At 25.5% G+C, this 19233-nt stretch carries 15 protein-coding genes; 10 read left to right on the top strand and 5 right to left on the bottom strand.

Features of this window, described 5'->3' with window-relative positions; all coding sequences use genetic code 11:
• Nucleotides 1-2: 2 nt before the first annotated feature.
• Complete coding sequence (locus tag ABDZ71_RS09700) at nucleotides 3-1481, bottom strand: nicotinate phosphoribosyltransferase (protein WP_343761176.1); 1479 nt, start codon at nucleotides 1479-1481, stop codon at nucleotides 3-5.
• Nucleotides 1482-2320: 839 nt separating this feature from the next.
• Between ABDZ71_RS09700 and ABDZ71_RS09695 the strand changes: the two genes are divergently transcribed.
• The 9 genes from ABDZ71_RS09695 (at nucleotide 2321) to ABDZ71_RS09655 (ending at nucleotide 13872) form a co-directional block, all read left to right on the top strand.
• Nucleotides 2321-2731 (top strand): hypothetical protein, encoded by a 411-nt coding sequence (locus ABDZ71_RS09695; protein ID WP_343761174.1) that lies wholly within the window; start codon nucleotides 2321-2323, stop codon nucleotides 2729-2731.
• A 185-nt stretch (nucleotides 2732-2916) separates the two neighbouring features.
• Complete coding sequence (locus tag ABDZ71_RS09690; RefSeq protein ID WP_343761171.1) at nucleotides 2917-4212, top strand: neutral/alkaline non-lysosomal ceramidase N-terminal domain-containing protein; 1296 nt, start codon at nucleotides 2917-2919, stop codon at nucleotides 4210-4212.
• A 124-nt stretch (nucleotides 4213-4336) separates the two neighbouring features.
• Nucleotides 4337-6343, top strand: a complete 2007-nt coding sequence (locus ABDZ71_RS09685; RefSeq protein ID WP_343761169.1) for an ATP-dependent helicase — start codon at nucleotides 4337-4339, stop codon at nucleotides 6341-6343.
• A 211-nt stretch (nucleotides 6344-6554) separates the two neighbouring features.
• On the top strand, nucleotides 6555-6854 hold the full coding sequence (locus ABDZ71_RS09680; protein ID WP_343761167.1) for a hypothetical protein: 300 nt from the start codon (nucleotides 6555-6557) through the stop codon (nucleotides 6852-6854).
• Between the two features lie 105 nt (nucleotides 6855-6959).
• The gene (locus tag ABDZ71_RS09675; RefSeq protein WP_343761165.1) at nucleotides 6960-9107 is read left to right on the top strand and encodes a cell division protein FtsA; all 2148 of its coding nucleotides are present in this window, start codon (nucleotides 6960-6962) and stop codon (nucleotides 9105-9107) included.
• A gap of 23 nt (nucleotides 9108-9130) precedes the next feature.
• Nucleotides 9131-10318, top strand: coding sequence for a M20 metallopeptidase family protein (locus ABDZ71_RS09670; RefSeq protein ID WP_425544704.1), 1188 nt, complete (start codon nucleotides 9131-9133; stop codon nucleotides 10316-10318).
• A gap of 191 nt (nucleotides 10319-10509) precedes the next feature.
• Complete coding sequence (locus ABDZ71_RS09665) at nucleotides 10510-11463, top strand: RluA family pseudouridine synthase (RefSeq protein ID WP_343761162.1); 954 nt, start codon at nucleotides 10510-10512, stop codon at nucleotides 11461-11463.
• A gap of 135 nt (nucleotides 11464-11598) precedes the next feature.
• Entirely contained in the window at nucleotides 11599-13209 is a 1611-nt protein-coding gene (locus ABDZ71_RS09660; RefSeq protein WP_343761160.1) for a putative polysaccharide biosynthesis protein, read from the top strand.
• A 525-nt stretch (nucleotides 13210-13734) separates the two neighbouring features.
• On the top strand, nucleotides 13735-13872 hold the full coding sequence (locus ABDZ71_RS09655; RefSeq protein WP_343761158.1) for a hypothetical protein: 138 nt from the start codon (nucleotides 13735-13737) through the stop codon (nucleotides 13870-13872).
• Here ABDZ71_RS09655 and spoVB read toward each other — a convergent pair.
• The 3 genes from spoVB to ABDZ71_RS09640 form a co-directional block, all read right to left on the bottom strand.
• Nucleotides 13865-15400: a stage V sporulation protein B gene (gene spoVB / locus ABDZ71_RS09650; protein ID WP_343761156.1), complete on the bottom strand. Its 1536-nt coding sequence runs from the start codon at nucleotides 15398-15400 to the stop codon at nucleotides 13865-13867. The two genes, ABDZ71_RS09655 and spoVB, sit on opposite strands and share 8 nt — an antisense overlap.
• A gap of 73 nt (nucleotides 15401-15473) precedes the next feature.
• The gene (locus tag ABDZ71_RS09645) at nucleotides 15474-16364 is read right to left on the bottom strand and encodes a LysM peptidoglycan-binding domain-containing protein (RefSeq protein WP_343761155.1); all 891 of its coding nucleotides are present in this window, start codon (nucleotides 16362-16364) and stop codon (nucleotides 15474-15476) included.
• Nucleotides 16365-16558: 194 nt separating this feature from the next.
• Nucleotides 16559-17815, bottom strand: a complete 1257-nt coding sequence (locus ABDZ71_RS09640) for a dicarboxylate/amino acid:cation symporter (RefSeq protein ID WP_343761154.1) — start codon at nucleotides 17813-17815, stop codon at nucleotides 16559-16561.
• Nucleotides 17816-17970: 155 nt separating this feature from the next.
• Here ABDZ71_RS09640 and ABDZ71_RS09635 point away from each other — a divergent pair, with 155 nt between their 5' ends.
• The gene (locus tag ABDZ71_RS09635) at nucleotides 17971-18531 is read left to right on the top strand and encodes a ferritin family protein (protein ID WP_343761152.1); all 561 of its coding nucleotides are present in this window, start codon (nucleotides 17971-17973) and stop codon (nucleotides 18529-18531) included.
• A gap of 35 nt (nucleotides 18532-18566) precedes the next feature.
• Here ABDZ71_RS09635 and ABDZ71_RS09630 read toward each other — a convergent pair whose 3' ends face one another.
• Nucleotides 18567-18971, bottom strand: a complete 405-nt coding sequence (locus ABDZ71_RS09630) for a hypothetical protein (RefSeq protein WP_343761150.1) — start codon at nucleotides 18969-18971, stop codon at nucleotides 18567-18569.
• Nucleotides 18972-19233: the final 262 nt, after the last annotated feature.

Here is a 19233-nt window from a genome sequence, read left to right as displayed (position 1 = left end):
TATTATTCATAAATATCAGAATATTTATGAAGGAGTTCTTGTTTTATTCTCCAAAGTTTTGGAGAAAGATCTACATAATAATTATGAGGGTTTTCAAGTCTTAAAACTTCTTCCCACAATCTTTTTGTTTGCTTTTCAGAAAATTTCTTAATTTCCATAACACTAGGACTTTCATATACTAAATTACCTTTATCAAATATTTTAGTTAATAAAGGTTTTGCATAATAATTTTTTAATTTTTTTCTTTTCCAAGTAAATACAGGGTCAAATATTTCTAAAGGCTTATTTTCATCAATTTCTTCATCATGCATAGCAATAAGATCTGCTAAAGCTTTATTAGAATCTTTATCATATATTCTATAAACTTTTTTAAACCCAGGATTAGTTATTTTTTCTTCATTTTCACTTATTTTTATTTTAGGAATAATTAGACCATCTGAACTTTCTGCTGCAGATAGTTTAAATACTCCTCCAAATACAGGTTCAGATTTAGCTGTGATTAATCTTTCACCTACACCAAAGCCATCTATTTTAGCTCCTTGACTTAATACATCTCTTATTATAAATTCATCTAATGAATTAGAAACTATTATTTTTGCATCAGTATAACCTGCATTATCTAAAATTTGTCTGCATTTTTTAGTTAAATAAGTAATATCTCCACTATCGATTCTTATTCCCTTTGGTCTTATACCTTTAGGTTTTAAAACTTCATCAAAAACTTTTATAGCATTTGGAAGTCCTGATTTTAAAACATTATATGTATCTATAAGTAAAACACAATTATCAGGATAAACTTCTGCCCAATATTTAAATGATTCATATTCACTATCAAATAATTGAATCCAACTATGAGCCATAGTTCCTACAGCAGGTATTCCAAACATTTCTTCTGATATTGTACATGCAGTTGAATCACATCCACCGATTACAGCTGCTCTAGAACCATATATTGCACCATCATATCCTTGTGCACGTCTAGAACCAAATTCCATAACAGATCGTCCTTCTGCTACTTTGCAAATTCTATTAGCCTTAGTGGCTATTAATGTTTGATGGTTTATAGTAAGTAAAACCATAGTTTCTATAAATTGAGCTTGAATTGCAGGCCCTTTTACTGTAACTAAAGGTTCATTAGGGAAAACAGGATTTCCTTCTTCTACAGCCCATACATCACATGAAAATTTAAAGTTTTTTAGATAGTCTAAGAATTTTTCTGAAAATTGGTTTTTACTTTTTAAATATTCTATATCTTCATCAGAAAAACTCAAATTAGATAAATATTCTATAAGTTGTTGTATACCAGCCATGATGCAATAACCACCGCCATCTGGTACCTTCCTAAAGAACATATCGTAATAAGTTATTTTATCTCCTACGCCACTTTCAAGATATCCATTACCCATTGTAAGTTCGTAAAAATCTACAAGCATAGTAAGATTTCTAGTATTTCTCACATCAAAATTTTTTTTGAATTTCATAGTCAATTCTCCTCTATTTTATTTATAAGGGGATGCGATATTAAGTAAATGTATATTCATTATAATTTACATAAATATTGTAATACTTTGGAGAGATTATTACAATACTTAGTATTTAAGTTAAAATATTAACTTGAATTTAAATTATTTAATATACTTATTAGTTATTTATTTAAATCTATTTAATATACATTATACAAAAAAACTATTATGTAGGTAAGATTATTTACGTAAATAAATAAAGTGAAATTATTAATATGATTAAAATATTTACAACATAAATAAAAAATAGAAAATAAATAATATTTTACTAATATATAACTTATAATATTAAAGATATTTTATATATTTCCAATTATATTTTAATACAACAATAGACAAAATTATATAAAAAGAGTTATAATGAAAATGTGAGTTCAAGAAAAAATTCAATTATATTAAATATAGATTGATATAAATCATTTGTATTTAAATATAAGAAACTATTCTTGAAAATTTTAAATGAATTCAGTTACTAAAATTTATGAATTGATTTAAAAGAGAGTTAAATAATTAATATGCTAACTACACAATTTATATATATTAATTTATTTTTAGCAGCTAAAAGCTGCCTTTTTTTTTATCCTATAGAGGTTATTTAAATTTAAATAAATATAGATTAATTTAAAAACAAATTTGATTTTATCTACAATGTTATATAAGTACTAGATAATAAAAAAATGTTATTATATATAACCCAATGCTTAAAAATGTTAAATAATACTGTGTGTTAGTAGTATTATTATATTTTTAAGCATATTTATAGAAAAGAATTATTCTTAAGTGGGTGTTCTATAGATATGAAAAATTATAAAAATAAATTACACAAAAAATTGAGCGTAAGTTCTATGATCTTATGTTCTATGCTTGCTTTATTTTTAATTTGTATTTATTATGTGTTTTTTTCTCAAAATAAACTTCTTATTTCTCAATCTCCAAGTAAAGAGTATGAAGTTATAGTAGATTATAAAGATGGTTTTTTGTTTGGACCTCAAGAAGTAAATATTTATTGTAGAAAAAAAACATCTTTATTTAAACAGAATATAATTAGAACTTACCTTTATAATGATGGGCAAACCCCTAACAAACATAATTGTAAGATAGTATGGGAAGATGGTATAGCTAAAATAATACTTTCTGATAAAGAAAAAAACAGATTAGTATATACTATTGATACTAATAGACATAATAAAGTGAGGAAAATACAGTAAAGTTAGTTAAAATATAAAAAACATGTATTATATAGAGTGCTAAATAGAAAATAAGTTTTTAAAAATTAGATAACAGTTGCATATCTGTATTTACACGAAACTATAAATTATATAAAATATAATTAAACCTATACACAATTTAAAATTAATAATATACAAATTAAATTTAGAATGGAGAGTATTGTATGTTAGATAAATTGATGGCTAATGCATCAAAGTCTGTTTTAGATATTCCTGAAGGAATAAAAATGTCTGGATATATTAATAGAAAAAAAGAAAACATAGGGACACATGATAATCTATTTACAAAAGCTGTTACTATAGATAATGGGCAAGAGAAGATTGTTCTTATAACTAATGATTTATTATGTATAGATAGCTATATTGTTAATAATGTGGTAAGTATAATTAACAAAAAACATGACATACCTGAAGAAAATATTTTTATCTGTGCATCTCATACTCATTCTGGACCAGATATATGCAAATGGCATATGGGTAATTACGAAATGGATAAAAAGCACAAAGAACTAAAAGAAAATATAATAAATGTTATAGCAGAAAATGCTTTGACTTCTATAGAAAATCTTATTCCTGCAAAAATAGGATTTGGACAAAGTATATGCAATGATGTAGCTTCAAATAGAATTGATAAAAAAGCAGTTACAGATAATTTATTACATGTTATTAAAATTGTAGACTATAATGATAGAGCTATATGTGCCTTAATTAACTATGCTTGTCATCCTACTGTATTAGGATGTGACAATTTATATATATCTTCAGATTATCCAGGAGTACTTCAAACTCTTATTGAAAATGAGTATGATGGTGAGTGTGTAGCTATGTTTATAAATGGGGCTTGTGGAAATCAAAGTACTAGATTTACAAGAAGAAGTCAAGACTTTGAAGAGGTAGAAAGACTAGGAAATATTTTATATAAAAATTCCATTAGAGCAATAAAGGGAATAAAACAGTTTAAAAATTGGATAGATTTATCTAGTATAAAAGAAGATAAGAAATTTCCTAGAAAAAAATTACCATCTAAAGAAGAAGCTTTGGAAATATATAATAAAGCAAAGAAAGAAAAAGAAAAGATTCTAGAAAATAAAGACAGTGAACCTTTTGATAAAAGGATAGCTATTACAAGATATCAGGGAGCTAAAATAACTCTTGATAATATAAAGAATTTTAAAGAAGAAAAAGAAGATATAGTTTTACCTATACAATTGATACAATTAGGATTTATATTAATCGTAGGAATTCCAGCAGAATTATTTGTAGAATATGGATTGGAAATAAAAGAAACTATTAATTTTAAAAATGTAATAATAGCTGCTTATACTAATTCTATGAAAGGGTATATATATACTGAAGAATCGTACAAGCATGGAGATTATGAAGCGTTGTCTTCACCTTTTGATATAAAGGCTGGAGAAGTTTTGGTGAAGAATGTTAAAAAACTTATCTCAAAGTTATAAATAAGTTTATTTAAGTATTTATATAAAATATCAAACCTAATTTTTTATAGGTTTGATATTTTATTTTTATTCTAGTAAAGTAATATTTGATACTTACTAGAAATTAAAATAAAGGAGATTCATTATGGTAGATTATGATTTTCTTGACGAATATCAAAAAAAAGTTGTTAAAACAAAAGGGAAAAATACTCTAGTGGTAGCTCCACCAGGAAGTGGAAAAACTACAGTTATAATAAATAGGGTAGCCTATTTAATAAAAGAACTAGAAGTTGATCCTAGTAATATAGTTGTTATAACTTTTACTAGAGCAGCGGCTATGAATATGAAAAACAGATATAAGAAAATAACAAAAGGAAGAAGAACACCTTTTTTTGGGACTTTTCATGGACTGTTTTATAAAATTTTAAGTAGATATTATGGGAAAATAAATATTATACAAACTAAAGAAAGTTATTATCTTATAAATTATGTTTTAACATCTTATTTAGATAATGTTAATGAAGATAAAGTAAGGGATGTATTAAATGATATATCTTTATTAAAAAATACTGAAGCTGATATAGAATCTTTTGATTCTAAAATAGATAAAAGTATATTTAAAAATTGTTATTATACATATGAAGAGCATAAGAATGAAAAGAATCTTTTAGATTTTGATGACTTGCAGATAAAAATGATAAAATTATTTAGAGAAAATAAAAAGTTACTTTTAGGATATAGAAAACTATTTAAGTATATTTTAGTAGATGAGTTTCAAGATTGCGATTATACTCAAATACGATTAGTTCAGATGCTAGGGGAACATAATTCTGTTTTTGCAGTTGGAGATGAAGATCAGTGCATATATTCTTTTAGGGGATCTAAGCCAGAGTGTATGGTTGATTTCAATGAATATTTTAAAGAATCTAAAAAACTTTATTTGAAATATAATTATAGAAGTGCCAATAATATAGTTCATATATCTAAAAATTTAATTAATAATAATAAAGTTAGAAATGATAAGGTTATAGAAGCATATAATAAAGAAAACAAAGTTATAAAAATAAGAAATTTTTTAAATGAAAGAAGTCAAGCTGAAAGTATAGCGGAAGAAATAGATGAAATAATAAAAAATGGTTATGATTATAAAGATATAGCAATTCTTTATAGAACTAATATTGAAAGCAGAAGTATAACAGATTTGCTCTTTAAAAAATCTATTCCTTTTACAATATTAGATAAAGGGTATAATTTTTTTAACCACTTTATATGTAAAGATATTTTAGCTTATATGAAATTAAGTTTAGATACTGAAGATAAAAAAAGTTTTTTAAGAATAATAAACAAGCCTTTTAGATATGTAAGTAAATTAAATACTGAAAAAGTTAGAAATTATAAATATGAAGAGGATTGTTTTGACATTTTAAAAGAAGTAAAAGATATTCAACCCTTTCAAATAAAGAACTTAGAAAAATTGCAAAAGGATATAAAGAAAATAAAAAAAATGTATGTAGAAGATGCAATAAACTATATTGTTAGAAATTTAGAATATAGTGAATATATAAAAAGTTATAGTGAAAAAATAAAAGTAGATAAAAGAGAACTTATGGAAATAGTTGAAGAACTTAAAGAGTCTTCTAAAGGATATACAAGTATTCTTACATTTTTAGTTCATGTTGAAGCGGTGGAAGATGAAATAAATAAAAAAGATTTAAATGAAGAGAGTATTACTTTAAGTACAATACATGGTGTAAAAGGAATGGAATTTAAAAATGTATTTATAATAAATTGTAATGATTCTAATATACCATATAAAACTTATAGTGGAGAAATAAATAAAGAAGAAGAGAGAAGACTTTTTTATGTAGGTATAACTAGAGCTATAGATAATCTTTGTATATGTACAACTAAGCTTTTAAGGGGTAGAAATGTAGATGAATCTCCTTTTATAAAGGAATGTAAATTTGAAGGACTTGGATCTAAAGAAGAATGCTTTTCAAAAGAGGAAGTAATATTTCATAAAGTTTTTGGAAAAGGAACAATTAAAAATATAAATAAAAATATAATTACAATAGTGTTTTCTGATAACATAGAGAGACAATTTGATATTGATACTTTAATAAGAGGAAAAATAATAAATAAAATAAAGTAATACTTATATCATATACCATGTATTAAGCATATTTTATATTATATATATGGTATATGTGTATATAATTTTATAAGTAATTTAAATTTAAAAGGATATAGCATAATCTTATAGTTTAAAATACATAATATAATTGACATGATTCATAAAAGTGATATACTATATTTGAAGAAAATAATATGTGTTACTCTATTAGGGTTAAGGAGGAAAATAAATGATACATTTTAAAAAAATGTGGGAAGATGTATGTAATATTATAAAAAGTGATACATTAGAAGATATAGAAATAGTAGAAATGTTTAAAACAGGTTTTGTAGTTAAAACTAATGAGGGTACAGAAATTGTAACAAAAGACGATTTTGTTGATTTTTGGTGTAAAATGCTATGCTTAAATGAGGTAAATAAAAGCGAAATAAGTGAGTTAGGTAACCCATGTGAAGAATATGTTTTTAATTTGGTTAAAAAGTTACCTTATGTAAATGATAACAACGGAGTTATAACTGTATCAGAGTAATTTGTTGAATCTTTGTATATAATGTTATATAATTTTATTAAGCTCATATTCTTAATTTTAAATTGGAATATGAGCTTTTAAATTATTATAAAAGAGGTTTATATTATGAAAGATACAGAAAATAATTTACAAAATATAATATTTGCCTTAGATATAGGGACAAGATCTGTTTTAGGAACTGTAGGTGTTATTAGAGACAAAAAATTTCATGTTTTAGAAGAATGTTATATAGAACATGAAGAAAGAGCTATGGTAGATGGACAGATTCATGATGTTTCATTAGTCTCTAGTACTGTAGAAAAGGTAAAAAGAAATTTAGAGGATAAATTGAATATACAGCTTACAAAAGTATCTATAGCAGCAGCAGGTAGATTTTTAAAGACTCATATGTCAAAAGTTGAAGTAGAAGTAGATAATAGTATAGAAATAGATAAGGATACTATAAGAAGCTTAGAACTTACTGCTGTAAAAAAAGCAGAAGAAGAAATATCCCAAAAATCTAAAGGTAAACTTTATTGTGTTGGATACAGTGTAAAAAATTATTATTTAAATGAGTACATTATAAGTAATTTATTACTTCAAAAAGGAGATAGTATAGCAGTAGATGTGATAGCAACTTTCTTGCCTAGATATGTAGTAGATAGTTTATATTCTGTTATGAAAAAAGTAGGACTTATAGTAGATAGTTTAACTTTAGAACCAATAGCAGCTATAGAAGCGGCCATACCTAAAAAATTAAGACTTTTAAATTTAGCATTAGTGGATATAGGAGCAGGAACATCTGATATAGCTATATGTAGTAAAGATTCTATAAGTGCTTTTGGAATGGTATCTGTAGCAGGAGATGAAGTTACAGAGGCAATAGCTCAAAATTATTTAGTAGATTTTGATACAGCTGAAAGAATAAAAAAGGAATGTTTATCTAGTGATACTGTTAAATATACAGATGTAGTAGGATTAGAAAATGAAATTGAATCTGATAAAATAATTAAGATTATAGAACCGGTAGTAACAAAAATAGCTGAAGAAATATCCCTTAAAATGCTAGAGGTCAATGGAGAAAAAGCTCCTAATGCAGTGTTTTTAGTAGGAGGAGGAGCACATACCCCTCTTTTAAAAGAAAAAATAAGTGAAAGATTAAATTTACCACTTGGAAGAATAGCAATAAAAGATAGACAAGCTGTTACAGATTGTGAATGTGAAGAAAACAAATTTGGAAGTGAAGGAGTAACAGTTTTAGGTATTGCTTTAACTTCTATAAGAAGAATAGGTAATGATTTTATAGATGTTATGCTAAATGGAAATATAGTGAGTTTATTTAATTCTCACACTCACTCTGTTATGGATGCAATACTTCAGGCTGGTATTAATCCTAAAGTTTTGATGGGTAAAAATGGGAAAAATATTAGGTTTGTTTTAAATAATATAAAAAGAGTAGCCTTTGGTACATTAGCATCTAATGCGGAAATAAAAGTAAATGGTATAAAGTCTACTGTAGAAAGTAACGTAAAAGAAGGAGACAATATAGAAATTGAGTTTGCAAAGAATGGTAAAACAGCTGAACCTAAAATTAAAGATTATATAAAAAAAATAAATTCAGTAAGTTTTTACATAAATGATATAATGGAAAATTTAGAGCCTATAGCAATAATAAATAATAATAAAGTTTCAATAGATTCTAAAATACAAGAAAATGATAAAGTTGAAATAGTATTTCCAAAAACTTTAGGTGATTTTAAAAGATATTATGAAAATGAAACAAAAGGATATACTTATTTTTTAAAGTCAAAATTCATTGAAGATGAATATATAATAAAAGAGGGAGATAGAATATATAAAATAAAAAAAGAAAAAGATCATGTTATAAAAGATATAGAAAATAATAACATGGATGATGAGCTTCAAAATGAAAAAGAAGATATATATAACTCTGAAATAAAAAAAGAAGATGAAAATTTTGATTTACATAAAACAAAGGAAGCAATAGAAGAAGTAGCTGTAGATTGTGAAAGAGATACTAAAAAGGATGACTTAAACAAAGGTGATAACAAAAAACAATTATATGTTATAGTTAATGAGGAAGAAATTGAACTAGAAGGAAAAGAAAATTATGTATTTGTAGATATATTTAATAAAGTAGAATTTGATTTGTCTGTTCCTAGAGGAAATTTAGTAATGAAGTTAAATGGAAAAGAAGCAAAATATTATGATAACCTAAAAAATGGGGACAAAATAGAAATAAGATGGGAATAGATCACATTTGGAGGGTATAAAAAATGGAAAAAATAAATTCAATTGATTTTATGGAAATGGCAACAAAAATAGAAAAGGAAGTTATAGGATTTAGAAGAGATTTTCATGAAAACCCAGAACTTGATTACAATCTTTTTAGAACTTCTGGAAAAGTAAAAGAGTTTTTAAGAGATGAAGGAATTGAGTATTTTGAAACAGCAGATACTGGAATATGTGCTTTAATAAAAGGTGAAGGAAATAAAACAGTAGGGATTAGGGCAGATATGGATGCACTTCCCTTGCAAGAAAAAAATCAGTGCGAGTATTGTTCTAAAATAGATGGAAGAATGCATGCTTGTGGTCACGATGCTCATACAGCTATTTTAATGGGAACTGCAAAAATTTTAAATAGTATAAAACATGAGCTTAAAGGAAATATAAAGCTGTTTTTTGAACCGGCAGAAGAAACTACAGGTGGAGCAAGACTTATGATAAAAGAAGGAGTATTAGATAATCCTAAAGTAGATAAGATTATAGGCCTTCATGTAGATGAAAGGATAGAAACAGGTAAAGTTGGACTTAGAAAAGGAGTAGTTAATGCTGCTTCAAATCCTTTTACTATAAAGATAAAAGGAGCAGGAGGTCATGGAGCAAAACCTAATAGCACAATTGATCCTGTGGTTATAGCAAGTAATGTAGTTATAGCTCTTCAACAAATAGTAAGTAGAGAACTTCCACCAGAAGACCCAGCAGTACTTACTATAGGCACTATACATGGAGGAACAGCTCAAAATATAATACCAGATGAAGTAGAGATATCTGGAATAATAAGAGTTATGAAAACTGAGCACAGAGAATATGTTAAAAGTAGATTAGTAGAGATAACTGAAGGCATAGTTAAATCTTTAAGAGGTAAGTGTGAAATAGATATAGAAGAAAGTTATCCTTGCCTTTATAATGATGATAATGTTTTAGAAGGATTTGTTGAATCTGCAAAAAATATTGTAGGAAAAAATAATATAGAAATGCTTAAAGCACCAAGTATGGGTGTAGAGAGTTTTGCTTACTTTTCAATGGAAAAACCTTCTGTGTTTTATTATTTAGGATGTAGAAATGAAGAAAAAGGTATAATACATCCTGCGCATAATAGTTTGTTTAAAGTAGATGAAGATTGTCTTAAGATTGGAGTAGCTCTTCACTGTAAAGCAGCCTTTGATATATTAAATAAATAAGAAATTATGGACTGAATATTATTCAGTCCCCTTTTCTTTATAGTTATTTATCTTTATGGTTATTTAATTAAATATTTATTTGATTAAACTATTATAGTGATATATAATTAATTGTTAGTAATAAAGATAAAAGGGATTATTTGAATGTTGATTAGAATTTTGCATAGAATTCTGTAAGGAGTGTTAAAAAAATGAAAGTAGTAATAGGACCAAATGAGGCAGGACAAAGATTAGATAAATTTTTAAGAAAATGGCTAGAAGATGTACCTTTAAGTACTATATATAAAGCTATAAGAAAAAAAGACATAAGAGTAAATGGAAAAAAGTCTAAAGAAAAATATTTTCTTCAAGAAGAAGATATTGTAGAAGTAAAATACATAAGTACAAATGCTAAAAAAGCAAAGTTTGAAAGAATAGATAATAATTTAAAAATAAGTTATGAAGATGAAAATATGCTTCTAGTAGAAAAATGGCCAGGAGTTTTAGTTCATTCAGATAAGAAAAATGGAGAACCAACGCTTACAGATTATGTTCTTTCATATTTTTATGATAAAGGTGATTATACTCCAGAAAAAGAAGTTACATTTACTCCAGCATCTTGTAATAGATTAGATAGAAATACATCTGGAATGGTTATTTTTGGTAAAAACTATGAGTCTTTAAAAGCTTTAAATCAAATTATAAGAAATAGAGATATAGATAAATATTATTGTGCTTTAGTTAAAGGAAAACTAAAAGATGGAACTTATGAAGCATATATACACAAAAATGAAAATAATAATATATCAAGGATATATGAAAATGAAGTTAAGGGTTCTAAAAAAATTGCTATGGATGTTAAAACTATACAAACATGTGGAACATTTTCATTTATAGAGATACAGCTTTTAACAGGAAGAAGTCATCAATTAAGAGCTCACTTAAGCTATATTGGTAATCCAATAGTTGGTGATCCCAAATATGGAGATAAAAAATTAAATAGTTTTTTCCATAATAGATATGGATTAAGTTATCAATATTTGTATGCTTATAAACTTATATTTAGAGAATGTGGAGAAAAACTATCTTACATGAAAAATAAAACAATATCTGAAAGTTTACCTCCAGTATTTAAAAAAATTAAAAAAGATGTATTTAAATTTTAATATAGATTTAGGTATTAAACTACTTTTTAAAAAGGGCATAATATTTTCTTTAGTGAAGTTATTATAATTTTCAAGTGGAGTTAGTTTAATCCTTTTAACTTAACAGAATGAACATATTGTGATGGGGAGTAGAATATGAAAAAACAATCAATTGCAAAGGGATTTGCTATACTTTCTATAGCAGGGATGCTAGGAAAGGTTTTATCACTTTTATACATACCATTTTTAAAACATATAATTGGACCTGAAGGATATGGTATATATATGGCTACTTATCAGGTATATACCTTTATATTTGTAATTACAAATGCTGGTGTTCCTGTGGCTATATCTAAGCTAATATCCGAATTTACAGCTACAGAAAATCATAAAAATGCATTAAAAGCTTTTAAAATAGCAAGGCTTATGCTTTTAGGTATAGGTACTTTAATGGCTATAGCTACAGTAGTATTTGCTAAGCCTTTAGCTAATTTAGTTAAATATAATAGGGCCTATCTTTCTGTATTATGTTTAGCTCCATCAGTGTTATTTACTGCTGTATCCTGTGCATATAGAGGATATTTTCAAGGTAGAGGTAATATGACACCTACTGCAATATCTCAAATTGTAGAACAATTTATAAATATAGTATTTTCTTTAATATTTGCAGCTTTTTTTATAGGAAAAGGATTGGAACAAGGGGTTGCAGGTGCAACGGTAGGAACATCTTTAGGAGCTCTAATTTCTGCATTATATCTAATATATTATTACAGCAAACATGGGAAAATTAGACCATATAAACATAAAGGTGAAATAAAAAGAGAACATAGATATACTAAAAAACAATTAGCTAGAAAAATAATTCAATATGGAGTACCTATAACTTTATGTGTAGGAATGAATTATGCTGGAAACATAGTGGATTTATGGAATACAAAGTCCAGATTATTAGTAGCTGGCCTTTCAAATAGTGAGGCAAATATATTATATGGCCAGTTAGGTCAATATCAGCAGCTTATAAATGTTCCTATAGCTATAGTAAGCTCACTGGCAGCAGCTATACTTCCAGCGATATCAGGGGCAATAGCTTGTGGTAATAAAAAGAAAGCTAAAGGTAATATAAATTATAGCTTTAGATTATGCTTTTTAATAACACTTCCTTCAGCTATAGGTCTTACAGTACTTTCTTCTCCTATATATAAAATGATACATTTAGGTGAAGGATCTGACATAATGAAATATGGAGCGGTGGTTCTTATTCTTATGGCATTATCTCAAATTCAAACAACAATACTTCAAAGTATCGGTAAATTATATTTAGCTACTTTTTATTCTGTTATAGGAATAGTTGCAAAAATATTAGTTAATTATACTCTTATAGCTATTCCTAGTATAAACATAATGGGAGCTATATATGGTAGTGTAACAGGATTTTTAATTCCTATTATATTAAACCATTTAACTATAAGAAATTCATTAAGAGTAAAAATATCTTTAATAAAGATATCTATAAAGCCATTAATTTCATCTCTTTTGATGGGAGCAGTTGTATTTATAGGATACAAGCTATTTAATTCAATATTTATATTAACTAATATTCATTATTTAACTGTTGTATTATCTACTGTATCTTCAATTTTATTAGGAGTATTTGCCTATGGAATGGCTCTTATATTAACTAGAGGGATAAGGAAAAAGGATTTAAATCAGTTTCCACCTAAAATAGTAAAGATTATACCGGGATTTATGAAAAGAATGATTAGATAAAATATAAATAAAAAATATGCATTTAAAAATAATTATTTTTAAATGCATATTTTTTATTTTTTTCAATAATTGATACATTAAAATAAGTGGAATATTGATTAGAACTTTTAATGATATAGATATTTATAAAGTTTTTATGAATAAAATTGTTATTAGCTTACAATATAAATGAAATAAACGAAAATAAGAGTAGTAATAATGAATTTACAAATATATTTAGTATTTTGTAGTAACAGAGGTTAGAGTATAATATTATAAAAATTTGTGTTATAAATTTATTCATATTAGGTTTAAAAATGTATAAAGTATAAATTAACTCTTAATATAATAAAAAATATATTGAAAGATAGTAATAATTAGTGTTATACTTGAATAGTAAAAAAATAGTAAATTATTCATTAGTTGAAATTGTTTGAATATTATAATTCTACCATAAATTTGTATAATTTCTACTGTTTTAGTTTAAAATTAAAATATATCAAAATTTAATTGAATATAAAATATCATTAGTTAGGAGTTTGAAAAATGAAAAATCAAGAAGATTTAAATAACCAAAATAATATGGATAAAGAAGCAATATTGTCATTTATGCAAGTTTTAACACCTATAGTAGCTATTTTAATTTTATCTTTTGCTTTTATTATGTTTTCTAGTTTTATTTAGTATAGTAAATATTTGTAGGTTCTTTTTTTCCTAATATTTTTGCTAAAGAAAACATAATTAAAAATCCACATAAAATTATTATTATGTTATTTATAAAGGCTAATTTAAAGTTTATAAATTTTGAAACTATATTTAAAATAAAAAAGCCAAGAACAGAACAAAGTAAATATATAAAATTTTCATAATCTATAATTTTTACAAAACAAATTTTTTTTATTTCTTTAAAATTTAAAATTATAGATGTTAAACAAGTTATTAGTATAGTTAAACCACATCCATATATGTTTATAAAAGGTATTCCTGTTAAAACATAAAGTAAAATAACTTCTTCGATAGCTGTTATTATAGAATTTTTTAGTAAAATCTTTTGTTTTCCTATTCCATTTAAAACGCAATAACTTAATACTGAAATATAAATAAATGGAACTATAAAGCTTAAAAATCTTATGTAATTTCCTAAATCCTTACGTTTGAAAAACATAAATCCTAATTCAGATGGGATAGTATTACAAATTATTAAAGAAGATAAACCTAAAAGTATTGATATTTTTATTACTTTAGTTATTCTATGTTCCATTAAAAAATAATTTTTTTTACTTAAGTTTTCTGATAAGTTTGGAATTAGTATAGTACAAATAGAAGTTACAATTACTAAAGGAAAAAGTGGTATGGAAATTGCCATGCTAGAAAATCTTCCTATCATAGATAAAGCTGTTTTATGAGTAAAACCTATATCTACAAGCCTTCTAGGTGTTATTAAAGTAGAAACAGTAGATAAAGCTGTAGTTAAAAATCCATTTAAACATAAGGGTACGGAAACTACTAAAACATCAAATAAAAGTTGAAGACCATCTTCACTTTTTCGATTGTTATAATTGTAAGTGTAAAGATGATGTCTTTTGTGTTTAAGATAAACTAAATATAAGAAAATAAAGCTTATTAATTCACCAAAGGTTAAAGTAGTATAAGCTGCTGTTACTGTATTTTTTACAGAAGATATATTTAGGAAATTTACAATACACATAAATATAACTATTCTAAATCCCTTTTCTAGTATATCGATTACTGCAGCAGTTTTAGCTTTTGATACACCGTAAAAATATCCTTTCAAAATAGCTGATAAGGCTATAAATAACATTGCAGGGCACATTACTCTTAAGGCCTGAATAGATCTTCCATCTTTTATTATTTTAGAACTTATAAAAGGAGCATTTATAAAAACTAGACAAACTATGACTATGGCCCAAATGATTTCAAATGTTATAGTTGACTCTATTGTTTTATGTAGATTACTGTAATCATTTTTACCTATATAAATTGCAGATGATTTAGAAATAGCCGCTACCATTCCGCCATTTATTAAGCAAATAAATAAATCATATATAGGCATTATAATACCATAAAGCCCCATACCTTCTGCACCAAGTTTTTTTGATAGTATTATAGAAAAAATAAAAGCAAATACACCTGTAGTTAGATTAGATATTATAAGTATTAAGGATTGGTTAAAAAATTTACTTCTTTTCAAATCAAACTAGCCCCTTACAAATTATTAATATTAATATAATTATGTAAGGGGAGAATATTATATTACTTATATTTTATCTTCCACTAGCTTTAAGAATATTTTTTTGAGCTGTAGGATCTGTTTTTGGGTTGGAATGACCTTTGCTGTTATAAAAATATAAATCAAAATGTCCATTTACTCCGTTATTATATATGTTAGTAGTTGAATGTGGAAATCCAGTAAAACTAACAGCCATTTGATAGTTCATTCCATTTTTCCTAAAATATAAAATCATAGGTCTTTTAGCACTCCAAGACCATTTAGGAACTATTTTCTTCAATTTATTTGTGTCTTGTAATGTTAGAGGAACTACGTCAGAATGATTAGAACCACCATAATATTTTACATTAAATGATATTCCAGTATACAAATCTTTTAATGTTCCAGTAGTATTTACAGTCCAAACTCTCATTGCATTTTTCCAGGTATACACATCCCCATAGTTGTAATTAATTTTATTTTTATATATAGTTATTCCTTTAGGAAGTACTGTGGATTTTGAATTTACAGGGATGGTTAAAGTTTGACCAGGCATTAATGTATTAGTAACTAACATGTTACTTTTCATTATAGCATCTATAGATGTGTTGAATTTTTTTGATATAGACCATATGTTATCATTACTTTGTACTGTGTAATTGCTAGTTTTAATGTTAACTGCATTTATATATATGTTGTTTGGTGGAACATATATAACTTGTCCAGGATATAAGTTATAGTTACTTAGGTGATTTGCGCTATATAAGTTAGCTATAGAAGAATTGAATCTTTTAGAGATTTTCCAAAGAGAGTCCCCACTTTTCACTACATATTTTGTGAAAAATGTAATGTTACTAGAATCTTTAGCAAATACATTGGTAGATGTTAAAATTAATAAAACAAAAAAAGTAGAAAAGATTGAAAATAATTTTTTCTTTAAACTCATAAATATAAAACCTCCTTTTATAAAGGATATAATAAATTAATAAAAAATTAAAGATTTATACTATAGTAGATTAAAGGTAATGATAGCGTTATAATTGAAAATATGGATAAATTTAATAAAAATAAGGTAAGAGGCACAGATGAGAGTGATATCTGTGCCTCTTATATATTAATTATAATATTTTTTAGATAATGTTAAATTGATTCTTTAGAAATAGTTTCTTTTGATGTTGATGAATTAGCAATATTATCTACTACTAATACACAAGAAGCATCTCCTGTTATATTTACTGCAGTTCTTAACATATCAAATAATCTATCTACTCCAAATAGTATAGGTAATCCAACTACTGGTATATTTGCAGCTAGTAGAACAGCAACAACTAAAAGAGAAGGTCCAGGTACTCCAGCTTGACCTATTGATCCTATAGTAGCTGTGAATATTATAGCTATATATTGAGTGGAGGATAAATCTATATTAAACATTTGGGCAAAAAAGCAACATACTAATGCATAGTATATAGCATTTCCATCCATGTTTATTGTTGCTCCTAGAGGAAGAACAAAAGAAGTAGTTTCCTTTGAAGCTCCAAACTCTTCTTCACAGATTTCCATATTTAGTGGAATAGTTGCCATTGAAGAGGCTGTTGATAATGCTAATGCTTCAGATTTGTATATTGATTTCCAAAACTTTTTTAAAGGTGTGTTTGATAGAAGTTTTATAAATAAAGAATATACACCAAAGTTATGAAGTGCTAAAGCGCCAATGTATACTATAAGAAGTTTTAATATGCTCTTTAGTATTTCATATCCAAAAGTTCCTGTAGCGTCAGCCATAAGTGCAAAAACTCCTATAGGAGCTACATACATTATTTTTAATATTACATAAACTAAAGCATCATTTACATAACTAAAAACATTAACAGCAAATTCTTTTTTCTCCTTTGGTAGTGAAGATATACCAAATCCTAAGAATAAACTAAAAGTTATAATTTGAAGAATATTTCCATCTACTAATGCTTTTATAGGGTTTTCTGGTATAAAACCTTTTACGGTTTCCCAAAAGCCAGGTATGGATCCTTTGTTTGCGTATTCATTAGAAAACATAGATTTGATGGAGTCTACAGGTACTCCAGAACCAGGTTTGAATATTTCTCCAAAAGCAAGACCGATACATACAGCTATAGCTGTAGTGGCTAAGTAGTACACAAAAGTCGAAACACCTATTTTACCAGCAGATTTACTATTACCTATAGATGCTGCTCCTGTTACTATAGAACATAGAATAAGTGGTATTACTACCATTTTGATAAGTTGCATGAATAAGTCTCCAAGAGGAGCAAGTGCAGAGGCTTTTTTGCCTAGGAGTATACCAGCTAAAATACCTAAAATCATAGAAATTATAATTGCGTTACCTAAGTTTAAAAAGCCCTTTTTTTTACAAGTTTTCATTAGTGATTCCCCTTTAAATAGTAATTTTATAATTTATAGGATAATTTTATTATAATTTAATAAAATAATCAAGGAAAAAATTTATGTTTTTTCTATTTAATGTGTTATACTATAATATGAATAGTTGATAAACTTGTACTTTGAGGAGTGTTTATATGGAAGAACTATTTTGCCCAATATGTGGAGCTAAAATAAATGAAAAAAATTACAACATTAATAAATTTGCATTTGAAGATTATAATGTAAATGATATGATAAAATTTTGTCCAATATGTGGTGTTACAAGAGAGTATTTAAAAGAAGAATATTATATATATACTACTAAAGAAGAAGAGTTAGATGAAAATACATTAAAAATACTAGACCATGCGATGAAACTAGAGACTTTTAATGGTGATTTTTATAAAAAAGCATCATTTTTAGTTAAAGATAAAAAAATATCTAAGATTTTTAGTGATTTAGCAAATATAGAAAATTCTCATGCCAATGTTCATAAAAGATTAGCACATATAAAAGAAATTCCTAAACTTAAAGATATGGACTATACTAAATATAAAGAAGATGAAATATTTTTAGATATGGCATCTAAAAGAGAAAAGCATGCTGTAGCTTATTATAATAAATATATAAGAGAAATAAAAATAGACTCTGTTAAAAAAGTTTTTAAAGCACTTGCAAAAGTAGAGGAAGATCATATTGATATTTTAGATAAATAAAGAAATAGAACTTAGTAAATTCTAAGTTCTATTTTTTATTTCATTCTTTGAACTTTTCTAGTTTTTTGAATTTTACCTTCCATAGGAACTAGATCTTTTTTAGTAGTCATGTTTCTAACGTTAATTACTTCTATACTTTCTCTAGCTGATTTGCCTTTTTTGCCTTTAAGTCCTTGAACAATAACAAAATTTCCTTGAGACATATTTATAAATTCAGGTTTCTTAAACCACTTATTTTTCTTATAAATGCATCTTACGATATTTCTGCTTCTTTCTGGTCTTACTAACAAAGTTACAGTAAGCTTATGGAAAACCCAAAGAATAGATTTCTTTTCAACTTTTACTGAAACAACATTACCTTGAGTTTGGGTAATTCTATCACCATATTTTTTTAAATAAGAATCTGTATAGTATTTTCCAAGCTTTTCTTTAAAACCCATAAGTATAACTCCTTTACTAATATGTATTTATGTTGATAATATAATGAAATTAATTATACAATAATTAATTATAACATAATATTAAAATTTTTTAAACAAGTTAGAATCTAATTATAGTTTTCCCATATATAACAAAATAGATACAATATAATAACTATTTTATATTACTTATTATATACGAATTTATCAATATAATATATAGTAAATACTATTTTATTATTAGAATTTAATAATTATGAATAAATATTAACAAATTGTGTTA

The sequence above is a fragment of the Clostridium oceanicum genome, assembly GCF_039521385.1.
In the GTDB taxonomy this organism is placed as follows: Bacteria; Bacillota; Clostridia; order Clostridiales; family Clostridiaceae; genus Clostridium_F; species Clostridium_F oceanicum.
The sequence above is the reverse complement of the archived record's forward strand: the minus strand, read 5'-3'. Positions and strand labels throughout refer to the sequence as shown.

Coding starts and splice junctions, on each gene's coding strand:
- ABDZ71_RS09700 (WP_343761176.1), bottom strand. CDS start 1,481: ATGAAATTCAAAAAAAATTTTGATGTGAGAAATACTAGAAATCTTACT.
- ABDZ71_RS09665 (WP_343761162.1), top strand. CDS start 10,510: ATGAAAGTAGTAATAGGACCAAATGAGGCAGGACAAAGATTAGATAAA.
- ABDZ71_RS09690 (WP_343761171.1), top strand. CDS start 2,917: ATGTTAGATAAATTGATGGCTAATGCATCAAAGTCTGTTTTAGATATT.
- ABDZ71_RS09660 (WP_343761160.1), top strand. CDS start 11,599: ATGAAAAAACAATCAATTGCAAAGGGATTTGCTATACTTTCTATAGCA.
- ABDZ71_RS09680 (WP_343761167.1), top strand. CDS start 6,555: ATGATACATTTTAAAAAAATGTGGGAAGATGTATGTAATATTATAAAA.
- ABDZ71_RS09695 (WP_343761174.1), top strand. CDS start 2,321: ATGAAAAATTATAAAAATAAATTACACAAAAAATTGAGCGTAAGTTCT.
- ABDZ71_RS09635 (WP_343761152.1), top strand. CDS start 17,971: ATGGAAGAACTATTTTGCCCAATATGTGGAGCTAAAATAAATGAAAAA.
- ABDZ71_RS09630 (WP_343761150.1), bottom strand. CDS start 18,971: ATGGGTTTTAAAGAAAAGCTTGGAAAATACTATACAGATTCTTATTTA.
- ABDZ71_RS09640 (WP_343761154.1), bottom strand. CDS start 17,815: ATGAAAACTTGTAAAAAAAAGGGCTTTTTAAACTTAGGTAACGCAATT.
- ABDZ71_RS09645 (WP_343761155.1), bottom strand. CDS start 16,364: ATGAGTTTAAAGAAAAAATTATTTTCAATCTTTTCTACTTTTTTTGTT.
- ABDZ71_RS09675 (WP_343761165.1), top strand. CDS start 6,960: ATGAAAGATACAGAAAATAATTTACAAAATATAATATTTGCCTTAGAT.
- ABDZ71_RS09655 (WP_343761158.1), top strand. CDS start 13,735: ATGAAAAATCAAGAAGATTTAAATAACCAAAATAATATGGATAAAGAA.
- ABDZ71_RS09685 (WP_343761169.1), top strand. CDS start 4,337: ATGGTAGATTATGATTTTCTTGACGAATATCAAAAAAAAGTTGTTAAA.
- ABDZ71_RS09670 (WP_425544704.1), top strand. CDS start 9,131: ATGGAAAAAATAAATTCAATTGATTTTATGGAAATGGCAACAAAAATA.